This is a genomic window from Pseudomonas sp. A1230, from assembly GCF_044218825.1.
GTDB lineage: Bacteria > Pseudomonadota > Gammaproteobacteria > Pseudomonadales > Pseudomonadaceae > Aquipseudomonas > Aquipseudomonas iridis.
Genome location: NZ_CP162582.1, coordinates 5,011,987 through 5,023,246, shown reverse-complemented (window position 1 = coordinate 5,023,246; position 11,260 = coordinate 5,011,987). Strand labels below are relative to the sequence as shown.

13 protein-coding genes are annotated in these 11,260 nt (G+C 58.4%); 5 read left to right on the top strand and 8 right to left on the bottom strand.

Annotated elements, in window-relative coordinates; translation table 11 throughout:
- Positions 1 to 30: 30 nt before the first annotated feature.
- From AB4P97_RS23535 to cfaB, 4 genes are all read left to right on the top strand, one after another.
- Positions 31 to 282 (top strand): membrane protein, encoded by a 252-nt coding sequence (locus AB4P97_RS23535; RefSeq protein WP_042561866.1) that lies wholly within the window; start codon positions 31 to 33, stop codon positions 280 to 282.
- A gap of 64 nt (positions 283 to 346) precedes the next feature.
- The gene (locus AB4P97_RS23530) at positions 347 to 1,192 is read left to right on the top strand and encodes a DUF692 domain-containing protein (RefSeq protein ID WP_200612865.1); all 846 of its coding nucleotides are present in this window, start codon (positions 347 to 349) and stop codon (positions 1,190 to 1,192) included.
- Complete coding sequence (locus AB4P97_RS23525; RefSeq protein ID WP_395601683.1) at positions 1,183 to 1,971, top strand: DUF2063 domain-containing protein; 789 nt, start codon at positions 1,183 to 1,185, stop codon at positions 1,969 to 1,971. Before AB4P97_RS23530 ends, AB4P97_RS23525 begins: the two co-directional genes overlap by 10 nt.
- 85 nt (positions 1,972 to 2,056) lie before the next feature.
- A complete protein-coding gene (gene cfaB, locus AB4P97_RS23520) occupies positions 2,057 to 3,244 on the top strand; it encodes a C17 cyclopropane fatty acid synthase CfaB (protein ID WP_047304294.1) in 1,188 nt (395 codons plus the stop codon).
- Positions 3,245 to 3,284: 40 nt separating this feature from the next.
- Here cfaB and cls read toward each other — a convergent pair whose 3' ends face one another.
- Positions 3,285 to 4,724 carry a cardiolipin synthase gene (cls, locus tag AB4P97_RS23515; protein WP_395601682.1) on the bottom strand — a complete coding sequence of 480 codons (1,440 nt, stop codon included), beginning with the start codon at positions 4,722 to 4,724 and terminating at the stop codon, positions 3,285 to 3,287.
- 131 nt (positions 4,725 to 4,855) lie between these two features.
- Between cls and AB4P97_RS23510 the strand changes: the two genes are divergently transcribed.
- Positions 4,856 to 5,374 (top strand): DUF3617 domain-containing protein, encoded by a 519-nt coding sequence (locus tag AB4P97_RS23510; protein ID WP_047304291.1) that lies wholly within the window; start codon positions 4,856 to 4,858, stop codon positions 5,372 to 5,374.
- A 77-nt stretch (positions 5,375 to 5,451) separates the two neighbouring features.
- On the opposite strand, the gene AB4P97_RS23505 is transcribed toward AB4P97_RS23510, so the two are convergent.
- The 7 genes from AB4P97_RS23505 to AB4P97_RS23475 form a co-directional block, all read right to left on the bottom strand.
- Positions 5,452 to 6,783 carry a dihydroorotase gene (locus tag AB4P97_RS23505; RefSeq protein WP_047304288.1) on the bottom strand — a complete coding sequence of 444 codons (1,332 nt, stop codon included), beginning with the start codon at positions 6,781 to 6,783 and terminating at the stop codon, positions 5,452 to 5,454.
- A 3-nt stretch (positions 6,784 to 6,786) separates the two neighbouring features.
- Positions 6,787 to 7,347 carry a DapH/DapD/GlmU-related protein gene (locus AB4P97_RS23500; RefSeq protein ID WP_047304287.1) on the bottom strand — a complete coding sequence of 187 codons (561 nt, stop codon included), beginning with the start codon at positions 7,345 to 7,347 and terminating at the stop codon, positions 6,787 to 6,789.
- Positions 7,344 to 8,219 carry a metal ABC transporter substrate-binding protein gene (locus AB4P97_RS23495; protein WP_210623250.1) on the bottom strand — a complete coding sequence of 292 codons (876 nt, stop codon included), beginning with the start codon at positions 8,217 to 8,219 and terminating at the stop codon, positions 7,344 to 7,346. The genes AB4P97_RS23500 and AB4P97_RS23495 overlap by 4 nt, the downstream gene beginning before the upstream one ends.
- Positions 8,220 to 8,230: 11 nt before the next feature.
- Complete coding sequence (locus tag AB4P97_RS23490) at positions 8,231 to 9,097, bottom strand: metal ABC transporter permease (RefSeq protein WP_200612853.1); 867 nt, start codon at positions 9,095 to 9,097, stop codon at positions 8,231 to 8,233.
- Positions 9,097 to 9,765, bottom strand: coding sequence for a metal ABC transporter ATP-binding protein (locus AB4P97_RS23485; protein WP_042561856.1), 669 nt, complete (start codon positions 9,763 to 9,765; stop codon positions 9,097 to 9,099). Before AB4P97_RS23485 ends, AB4P97_RS23490 begins: the two co-directional genes overlap by 1 nt.
- Positions 9,762 to 10,658, bottom strand: a complete 897-nt coding sequence (gene folE2 / locus AB4P97_RS23480) for a GTP cyclohydrolase FolE2 (RefSeq protein ID WP_395601681.1) — start codon at positions 10,656 to 10,658, stop codon at positions 9,762 to 9,764. Before folE2 ends, AB4P97_RS23485 begins: the two co-directional genes overlap by 4 nt.
- 196 nt (positions 10,659 to 10,854) lie before the next feature.
- Positions 10,855 to 11,232, bottom strand: a complete 378-nt coding sequence (locus tag AB4P97_RS23475; RefSeq protein ID WP_042561855.1) for a hypothetical protein — start codon at positions 11,230 to 11,232, stop codon at positions 10,855 to 10,857.
- Between the last annotated feature and the right edge of the window lie 28 nt (positions 11,233 to 11,260).

Sequence of the window (11,260 nt, the reverse complement as noted above, 5' to 3'; positions counted from 1 at the left end):
CACCCCTGATGCTTACCGAGGATAAGAAAAATGACCATCAAGACCGCTGCTGCTGGTGCCGCTCTCGCTTTGGCCGCCGCTACTATGTTTGCCGGTGTAGCCACCAATGTGGTCGCCGCCGATGCCAACGTGCACTGTTACGGCGTGACCTCCTGCAAAGGCCAGAACGATTGCAAAACCAAAGACCACGCTTGCAAAGGCATGGGCGCCTGCAAAGGCCAGGGCTTCAAAGCAATGACTCAAGCGGCTTGCGAAAAAGCAGGTGGCAAGGTCGGCGAATAACTGACCGGTAAGTGCCGCCGCAGTGGTTCACGCCACTGCGGCCACTTTTATCAGGAGCCCGCACATGTCCGCCTCACTTCCTTTCCTCGGCTACGGCCTGGGATTGCGCAGCGCTTATTACCAGCAGATCCTTGAACAGTCGCCCGACGTGGACTGGTTCGAAGTGGTCTCGGAAAATTTCATGGTGCAGGGCGGCAAGGCTCTGTATTACCTGGACGCCATCGCCGAGCGCTATCCGCTGGTGATGCATGGCGTCTCCCTGTCCATCGGCGGGCCGCATGCCCTCGACCCGGACTATCTCAAGCAACTCAAGCAATTGGCCGATCGGGTCAAACCGGCGTGGATCTCCGACCATCTGTGCTGGAGCCGTGGTAACGCTCATCAGTTGCATGATCTGCTGCCGCTGCCGTACACCGCTGAGAGCCTCGAATACATCGCTGGGCGAGTGGCCCAGGTTCAAGATGTGTTGCAGCGTCCATTGGTGCTGGAAAACGTCTCCAGTTATGTTCGCGCCGCCTCGGATGATTTCACCGAATGGGAATTTCTCGCCGCACTGAGTCGGGTGAGCGGTTGCGAGTTGCTGCTGGACGTCAACAACGTCTACGTCAGTTCGCGTAATCACGGCTTCGATCCGTGGACCTTTATTGAAAGCCTGCCCAAGGACAAAGTGCGCCAGTTGCACTTGGCAGGGCACAGCGATTACGGCGACTACGTGATCGACACCCACGACCATCCGGTGAGTGATCCGGTCTGGGCGCTGTATCAACGCACACTGGAACACTTCGGCCCGGTGGCGACATTGCTGGAACGTGACGATCACTTTCCGCCCTTTGAAGAGCTGCTCGATGAATTGCAAAAGGCTCGCGAGCTGGGTAGCCATGTCTTGGCCGGGAGGCAGCAATGCGCCTGAGAGAATGGCAATTGGCGTTCGAGTCGTTTCTGCTGGATGACACAGCGACAGCCAACCTGGCATTGGGAAAGAGTCTGATCGGCGGCCCGACGCTGGATATCGACACCGGCCTGGCGATTTATCACAACGCCTACAAGGCGCGTTTGCTGGAAGTTTTACGTACCGACTACCCGACAATCTGGCACTGGATGGGCGACGAAGAATTCGATCAGTTGGCCACCGCGTATATCCGCCAATGCCCGTCGGCGCATTACAGCCTGCGCTGGTTGGGCAAGGGGTTCGCCGATTTTCTCCGAGAGCACCTGGTGCCGGAGCAGGGCGCACCACTGGCCGAATTGGCTGCGCTGGAATGGGCGTTCACGCTGGCCTTTGATGCGCCCGCAGGTTCACCGTTAACCCTCGAAACGATGGCGGCGCTTGCTCCGGACGAATGGCCCGGATTGCAGTTTAGATCCACACCGTCGTTGCAAAGGTTGGAGTGCCAATTCAACAGTCTCTCGCTGTGGCGGGCGGTGAAGGAAGCATGCGATTTCCCTGAAAGCATGGCGCTTGCTGCTCCTCAGGTCTGCCTGATCTGGCGTAATGATCTGATCTGTCATTACCGCAGCCTGGAAGCTCCCGAAGCCTCGGCCCTGAACGGGCTGCTCGACGAAGGCTGGAGTTTCGCCGAACTGTGTGAGGCGTTGGCAGTCATTTATGGTGAGGGCGCTGCACTCCAAGCCGTCACCTGGCTGAAACAGTGGGTGCAGGATGGCTTGTTGGAGCGTCTGGAGCGGTAGATTCGGTCTATCAAATCGATAGCCTGCTATTTTTCGAGGATGGTCTACCCTCAGATCAGACGTCTGAAACAAGGGGGGATTTTCCATGCTCGCGCAACTTCCACCGGCCTTACAGAATCTGCAGCTACCGCTTCGCCTGCGACTCTGGGACGGCCATGAATTCAATCTGGGCCCGACGCCCAGCGTCACCATCGTGGTCAAGGATCCCAAGATGGTCAGCCAGTTCACCCATCCAAGTCTGGATGCGCTAGGGGCGGCGTTCGTCGAAGGCAAGCTTGAACTGGAGGGCTCGATCAGCGAGGTCATCCGGCTCTGCGACGAATTGAGCAATGCCTTGCTCGGTGCAGATGACGACAGTCATCCCGTGCGTTCGGTGCATGACAAGGAAACCGACGCCAAAGCCATTTCCTACCATTACGACCTGTCCAACGCGTTCTACCAGCTGTGGCTGGACAGCGACATGGCGTATTCCTGCGCGTATTTCGAAACCGGCAGTGAAACGCTGGAACAGGCGCAACAAGCCAAATTCCGTCATCTGTGCCGCAAGCTGCGTTTGCAGCCGGGCGACTATCTGCTGGATGTCGGCTGTGGCTGGGGAGGGTTGGCGCGGTACGCGGCGCGGGAATTCGGTGCGAAAGTGTTCGGCATCACCTTGAGCAAGGCACAGCTGGAACTGGCCCGCGAACGTGTCAAAAACGAAGGACTGGAAGACCAGATCGAACTGCAACTGCTGGACTACCGTGATCTTCCCCAGGACGGTCGCTTCGACAAAGTGGTCAGTGTCGGCATGTTCGAGCACGTCGGTCACGCCAACCTGGCCGAGTACTGCAAAACCCTGTTTGGTGCGGTGAAGGAGGGGGGGCTGGTGATGAACCACGGCATCACGGCCAGGCACACCGATGGCCGCCCGGTAGGACGTGGTGCCGGCGAGTTCATCGAAAAATATGTATTCCCCAATGGTGAGTTGCCGCATTTGTCGATGATCTCGGCCGAGATCAGTGAAGCCGGGCTGGAGATTGTCGACGTCGAAAGTCTGCGCCTGCACTACGCACGGACCCTCGATCACTGGAGCGAGCGTCTGGAAGACAATCTCGAAACAGCTGCGAAGCTAGTGCCGGAGCAGGCGCTGCGCATCTGGCGGTTGTACCTGGCCGGTTGTGCTTACGCCTTCGCGCGCGGCTGGATCAATCTGCACCAGATCCTCGCGGTAAAAGCGCACGCCGATGGCAGCCATGAACTGCCGTGGACTCGCGACGACATCTACCATCCCTAATTTCCTGTATCCCCTTGCCCTCCGCAGAGGGTGGGGAATGTCAGAGAATCGGCGAAATAAGCCGGGCGATCCGCATGCCGACCTGTTGCAGGCGGTGGATCTCCCGGCTTTCTTCTTTGGCGATCTCGTAAGATTGCTCGAAATCCTCGATCAGCATCTGTTCGACGCTAGCGGCGAAGTCGCTGTCGACCGTCAGCAGCATCACTTCGAAGTTCAAGCGGAACGAACGGTTGTCCAGATTGGCGCTGCCAATGGCGCTGATCTCGCTGTCGATCAACACCACTTTCTGATGCAGGAATCCGGGTTCGTAACGAAATACACGGACCCCGGCGCGCACGGCTTCGAAGGCGTACAGGCTGGATGCCGCGTAGACAATGCGGTGATCGGGGCGTGAAGGCAGCAGCAAGCGCACGTCGACACCGCGCAACACGGCCAAACGCAGGGCAGCGAACACGGCTTCATCGGGAATGAAGTAGGGGCTGGTGATCCACACCCGTTCCGTCGCCGCGTGGATAGCTTCAACGAAGAACAGCGAACAGGTTTCGTAGGCATCTGCCGGGCCACTGGCAAGCAACTGGCACAGCACGCCGTCGTCCGGGTAAGTGTCCGGCAGGATCAGCGGCGGTAAAGTGCGCGCGGCCCAGAACCAGTCTTCGGCAAAGGATTCCTGCATGCACGCCACCACCGGACCACGCACTCTTACATGCGTATCGCGCCACGGCGCCAGCGGCGGCTTTTCGCCCATGTATTCATCGCCGACGTTGTGCCCGCCGACAAACCCGACCACGCCGTCGACCACGACGATTTTGCGATGGTTGCGGAAGTTGACCTGAAAGCGATTGAGCCAGCCGCTGCGTGTGGCGAACGCCTTGACCTCGACACCGCCATCGCGCAGTGCCTGAACATAATTATGGGGCAGGGCGTGACTGCCGATACGGTCGTAGAGCAGATGAATCGCTACGCCCTCGTCGGCCTTCTTCAGTAGCAGATCACGCAAGCGTTGACCGAGCCGATCATCGTGGATGATGAAGAACTGGATCAGCACGGCTTCCTTCGCTTGATCGATAGCGCGGAAGATCGCTTCAAAGGTCGCTTTGCCATTTACCAGCAACTGCACCTGATTATTCGCCAGACACGGCATTCGCCCCAGTTTCGGCATGGCGCGCAGGGATGCGTAGGCGTTCGAGGCGCGGGCGGTCAGGGCTTCTTCCACCCACGGCCGCCAGTTCAATTCGGAAATGGCCTGGCGCATCTGTTCGTTGGCCTGGCGCCGAGCTTTGATGTAGCCGTCGAATGTGCTGCGGCCGAACACCAGGTACGGAATAAGCGTGAGGTAGGGAATGAAGATCAGCGACAATGCCCATGCGATCGAGCCTTGAGCCGTGCGCACGGTGAGCACCGCGTGAACGGCGGCGATCAAGCCGAGGGTGTGTATCAGGGCGATCAGATAACCGAAAATATGCGGTCCAAAATAATCCATGGGGCAGCCTTGCTCCGGAAGATTCAATGCTTAACAGACCATGTTCCGCCGCGAATGTCGCTAATTAATTGGTGCATGAACCGAAGCAATTGGCCGACGTCTAACGGCCACTACTGATCAGGAGTTTTTCGATGAACATTCGTCTGCTGGGTTTGGCGCTGGGCCTGGGTTTGGCATTGCCGGTGGTTGCTCAGGCGCAGATGCTGCAGCCGGGGTTGTGGGAAATGACGTCGAGCAACGTCAAAGTCGATGATCAGCCGATGGACGTGCAATCGATCCTCGGCCAGCTGCAAGGCCAGATGACCCCGCAGCAGCGGGCGGCGCTGGAGAAAAACGGCATCAATATCGGCGGCAAGGGGATCCGCGCGTGCCTGACGCCTGAGCAAGTGGCGACCAATGATATTCCGTTGGCTGACCCGCAATCGGGCTGCAAACAGCAGATCACCGAACGCAACGGCAACCAATGGAAATTTCGTTTCAGCTGCCCGAAAGCGCAGGGCACCGGTGTTGCAACTTTCCTCAGTGATCGGGAATTCAACACGGTCGCCAACGGCACGTTCAATGCCATCGGCATCAACCAGAAGGGCAGTCTGGAAACCCGCGCCGTGTGGCTGGGTCAGGACTGCGGCGCCGTGAAACCTCGCGCCTAAAAGCAACGCCGGCAGGCTGGCTCCCACAGTCGAATAATCGAAATGTGGGAGCCAGCCTCACTATAGCGTCATCAATATCAGCGCATAAACCGCAACGGCAAACCGCGACAGCCTTCATTCACCCGACCATCGCGCCAGGCGATCTGCCCTGACACCAGCGTCGTACTGACCCGATGTCGAAAGCTTCTCCCGGCAAACGGCGTCCACCCGCACTGCGACAGAATCGGTTGCCGAGACACCTCGACAGTCTGCCGCTCAACCAACACCAGATCCGCCCAGTACCCTTCACGCAAATAGCCCCGATCCGGAATCGCAAACAGATCCGCCACGCGATGGCTGGTCTTCGCCACCAGAGTGCTGATCGGCAGTACGCCGTCCGCGACCAGTTCAAGTAACGCCGGTAATGCATGCTGCACCAGCGGTAAACCCGAAGGTGCCTCTATGTAAGGTCTTTGCTTTTCCGCCCAGGTATGCGGCGCGTGATCGCTGCCGATGACGTCCAGCCGATTGGAGTTCAACGCTTCGCGCAAGGCATCGCGGTCAGCCTGAGTCTTGATCGCCGGATTGCATTTGATCAGGTTGCCGAGCGCCGGATAGTCGCGATCATCAAACAGCAAATGATGCAGGCAGACTTCTGCCGTGATGCGTTTTTGCGCCAGTGGTTTGTCTTCGAACAGATCCAGTTCCCGGGCGGTGGTGAGGTGTAAAACGTGCAGTCGTGTGCCATGACGCTTGGCCAGTTCAACAGCCAACGAAGACGAGCGATAGCAAGTTTCGGCATTACGAATCAGCGCATGAGCCGCGGGCGGTAGACGCTCACCAAACAGGTCGCTCAGGTTGGCCGCATTCGCGTTGATGCTTGGCGTGTGTTCACAGTGAGCCAGCAAGATCGTCGGCACATCAGCAAACAACCGCTCAAGAATCTTCGGATCATCCACCAGCATATTGCCGGTGGAGGCGCCCATGAATACTTTGACGCCGGCCACTTCGCTGGGATTGAGCGCAGCGACGGTGTCGAGATTGTCCCGGCTGACCCCGAAGTGAAAGCCGTAATTGGCCACAGAGCTGAGCGCCGCCCGGCGTTTTTTATCCGCCAGCGCCTCGAGGCTGAGGGTGGCGGGTTGGGTGTTGGGCATGTCCATGAAACTGGTAATGCCTCCCGCAACCGCCGCGCGGGATTCGGTGTGGATGCTGCCCTTGGCCGGCGCACCGGGTTCGCGGAAATGCACCTGGTCATCGATCATCCCAGGCAACAACCACTGTCCGGCCGCGTCGATTTCGACGCTCGCGTTTTCACCTTCGATGCTGCGCGCAATCTTGACGATACGACCGTTGCTGACCAACAGATCGCCATCAAACTCACGTCCTTCGTTGATCATTCTTGCATTGCGAATCAGCACACTGCTCATGGTCTAAAACTCGTTCTGCAAGGCTTTGTAGCCGCGCACCAAATCGACATTGGTACGCGCTACGTCTTCGGAAAACTCCGAGGCGCTGACACTCACCGGTGGGAATTGCGAGAGGTCAGTGTTCGGGCCGATGCGGGTGGTGGAGGGCACATAGAACGCGTCTGGCAAGTCGCGTCCGTCGACCACCGAGTTGTGGCGCACCACGCAGCCATCGCCAACCACGCAATTGAACAGCACGCTGTTGAAGCCAATGAACACCCGGTCGCCGACCACGCAGGGACCATGCACGATCGAACGATGGGCGATGGAGCTGAACTCACCGATGGTCACTGCCGCGCCGGATTTGGAATGAATCACCACACCGTCCTGGATGTTCGAATTGGCACCGATGGTGATCGGTTCCATCTCGCCTGAAGCATCCACTTCGTCGGCGCGAATGACGGCATAGGGGCCGACGAACACGTTTTCACCAATCACCACTTTGCCGCAAATGATCGCGGTTTTATCGACGTAGGCCGACTCGGCGATCTGTGGCAGATCGCCTGAAGGATTCTTGCGGATCATGGTTGGCTCAGCGCGTTGTAAAGGGTATTGAGGTTGTATTCGAACAGCCCGGTAAAGGTGCTGGCCGGACCGCTGGCGGCGAGGGCGTCCGAGTAGAGCGTGCCGCCAATGTGTGCGCCGCTCTCATCGGCAATCTGCTTGAGCAGTCGCGCGTCCTTGATGTTTTCCATGAACACCGCTTTGACTTTCGCCTGGCGGATCTGGGTAATCAACGCCGCGACTTCGGCGGCCGAGGGGTCACGCTCGGTGGACAGTCCTTGTGGGGCCATGAAGTCGATGCTGTACGCCTGGCCCAGGTAACCGAAGGCATCGTGGCTGGTGACGATTTTGCGATTGCCCGGTGGCAGTGAACCGAGTTTGGCTTTGGCTTCGGCGAGCAGGGCGTAGATCTGTTTCAGATAGGTCTGGCTGTTGCGCTCGTAGTCGGCCTTGTTCGTCGGATCGGCGGCGATCAGCGCTTTGGTGATGTTGGCGACGTACAACTCGGCGTTGGCCAGATTGTGCCAGGCGTGCGGATCGGGAACGGTTTCACCATCCTCATCCAGTGAGCGCGGGATCACTCCGTGACTGGCGCTGACTACCGTGGCTTTGGTTTCGGTGCTGGTCACCATGCGATCCAGCCACGGTTCGAAACCCAAACCGTTTTTGATGATCAGTCTTGCTTTGAGCAGTGCTTTGGCATCGTCCGGGGTCGGCTCATAGGTGTGCGCGTCAGCGTCGGGGCCGACCATGTTGGTGATCTGAATATGCTCGCCACCGACCTGATGAACCATGTCGGCGAGAATGCTGAAGCTGGTCACCACCGGCAATTTTTCTGCCGCCGACAATGACATCGACAGCATCAGGCTGAACAGCACAAATAGAACGCGCATCGGGAAACACCTCATTGGGATGTAAGCAACGGTGGGCGGCGCAGCAAACCGTGAACCGGTCCGAACACCACGGAGAGCAAATATCCGGCCCCCGCGACCAGCACGATGGCCGGCCCGCTGGGCAGCGAGAAGTAGAACGACAGCAGCAGTCCGAGCCACACCGACAGGCAGCCGAGAAGGGCGGCGATAGCAATCAGGACCGGCAGACGGCGACTCCAGAATCGCGAGCTGGCGGCGGGCAGCATCATCAGTCCAACGACCATCAGTGCGCCGATCGCCTGAAATCCGATCACCAGATTCAGCACCACCAGGGTCAGGAACACGCCATGGGCAAGAGGGCCAAGTCGGCTGACGGTTCTCAGGAACAATGGGTCGAGGGTGTCGAGCAGCAACGGTTTATAGATGAGTGCCATGGCGATCAGGCTGAAGGTCGATACCCACAGCATGCCGTTGAGAGTCGGACCGTCGACCGCCAATGCCGACCCGAAGAGCAGGTGCAAAAGGTCGAGGCGTTTTCCCGCGATGCCAAGGATCAGCACACCGGCTGCCAACGATATTGGATAGATAGCGGCGAGGCTGGCGTCCTCTCGCAAACCCGTTTTGCGAGTGATCCAGGCGGCGAGTCCGGCCATGCTCAAACCTGCGCCGAGCCCCCCGATGGTGAGCGCAGGCAGACTGAGTCCGGCGAACCAGAAGCCCAATGCGGCACCGGGCAGGATGCCGTGGGCAACGGCATCACCGATCAGACTCATGCGCCGCAAGATCAAAAAAACGCCGAGGGGAGCGGTGCTGCAGGCGAGCACCAAACCACCGAGCAGGGCGCGGCGCATGAAGACGAACTCGTTGAACGGTTCCCAGAGGTGCGCGATGGTGAGCATCACGCCACCTGCGTATGCGGTGTTTGCCGGATGAGCTCTTTGCTCGTGCCAAATACGCAGGCACTGTTTTTGATCAGCAGCGTTTTTGGAATGTGTTCGCGAACGGCGCAGAGGTCGTGGCACACCACGATCAGTGTTCGACCTTCGGCGTGCCAGGCGTGGATGTGTTGCCACAGCAACTGTTGGCCCAGTTCATCGAGAGCAGCATGCGGTTCGTCGAGTAGCAAAACAGGTGCATCAGTCAGACTCAATCGAGCGAGCAAGGCGCGTTGTAATTCGCCGCCGGACAAGGCCATCAAGGGGCGTTGATCGAGTCCGTTCAGGTGCCAGTTTTCCAAGGCAGCGGCGAGGCGCTGTGCACGCAGTTGTGTGGACAATCTACGTCCCCAGAATCCGGCGGCCACCAACTCTTCGAGGCTGATCGGGAACTGGCGATCCAGATGCTGTTGTTGGGGGAGGAAGGAGACGCCGCTTTGCCGTGGAACGCTCAATGAGACCTTTCCTGCCAAAGGCCTTTGCAGTCCTGCAATGACTTTCAGCAGGCTGCTTTTGCCACAACCATTGGCGCCGATGATTGCCGTCAGGCTGCCGCTTTCGAATTCGAGGGTCAGGGGCGAGGTGAGCGGTTGGCCGGGTGCGCCCCAGCTCAAGGCTTGGCAACGGATCATGCCTGCTCCCGGTGCCAATGACTTTCGGCGACGGCATCGTGGGCATGCAGGCTTTCGGCGTGGGTCACTCGCAGGTGGAACGCGCTGACTCCAGGTGAGCGACGTAGCGCAATATTCAGCCTGCGTGCGGCGTCTTCACAAAACATCAGGTTCTGCCCGTTGGCGAGGGCAAAGGCTTGTTCATCCGCTCGTTTGACCGCGGTTTGTACGGCGGTGCCGAGGGCGGCTTCGGCATCGTTGATGATCGCGCTCAGCGGTAGTTCGTCGACGAATTCGTCGAGATGAACATGTAGTTGCGCGGTGCTACGTTGGCTGTGTGGCGTTGCGACGATGCCTTGGGGCGTACCCAGCCACGCCAAAACCTCTGCGTGATTCAGTTGTGTGTTGGCGAAGTCTTCAATGAATTGTTGCTGGATAAGCTGTCTCGCCAGCGCTGCCGAGCAAGGACATGTCGAGGAGTAAGGCACTTCAATTTGTAGTTCCACGTGGAACATTCTGTTTTTCAGGCTGGCCGAAATGGTTACTGGATAGGATTTCCATCCGGACAAAGGACTGATCAATGCGGGTCGCTTGAGCAGTAGATCCGTGTGGATTTTCAGATAAGCGTTGTTGGACAAACCTGAGTGGCTATCGAGGAAATGCTCAAGAATCTGGTGAAGCAACGTTGGGCTAATGTTGCGCTGTTCCAGGGTTTCGAGTGCCAGATACAAGCGCGACATATGAATACCGCGCGCCTCGCCATCATCGAGACTTACACCTGCATCAGCTTTCGCACTCAGGCGTTGGCCGTCCAGCAAAACAGGCAACGCAATGCCGTGCATGCCCACCCATTCGAGTGGCAAGGCTTGGCGAGCGGCTTGCGCGGCGATATCCGGAAGTGTCAGCGAATTCATGATCGGGACCATCGTGTTGATTAAATCCGATGTTACATTATAACAATTCGAATCACGATGTCTTTTTCATGAACAGGTTTTCATATGTGCACGCCAACTCCGTCTAGGGTTCCACGTGAAACACTCGCGAAAATCGCCCCTTCCAAGCGAGACATCATCGGGGTTATATCCTCGACATGTCGATGACTTGGGCGAACTAGCAACCGGTCAATCGGCTGCAGGTGAATTTCGCGCTGCTGCCACCTGAACTGGAGAAGCGATTGATGGTGGTCCATCCCACCCGACGGGTGTAGCCGACCCAGGCTTCACCGTCGGAAGCGATGCCAGTGAAGAACGTCATTTGCCCGAACCGACTGTTGGTCTGCGCCCAATACCGCTTGCTGTTCTTTTCAAAGCCGCGCACATAGAGCGTGTTTCCGACCGTGTTGACGCTGTAAGCGTTGCCATCGGCATCCACGCAGGCCAGCAGATTGGCGCTGCGCGTGCAGGAGGCGAGCGCCGGGGTTTTTCCCCAGGCGGTAACCGCAGTTAACAGCATGACGCTCAAAACCGAGCATTTCAGCGCACTTTTCATCACATTTTCCGAGCCTGAACTTAAAGGC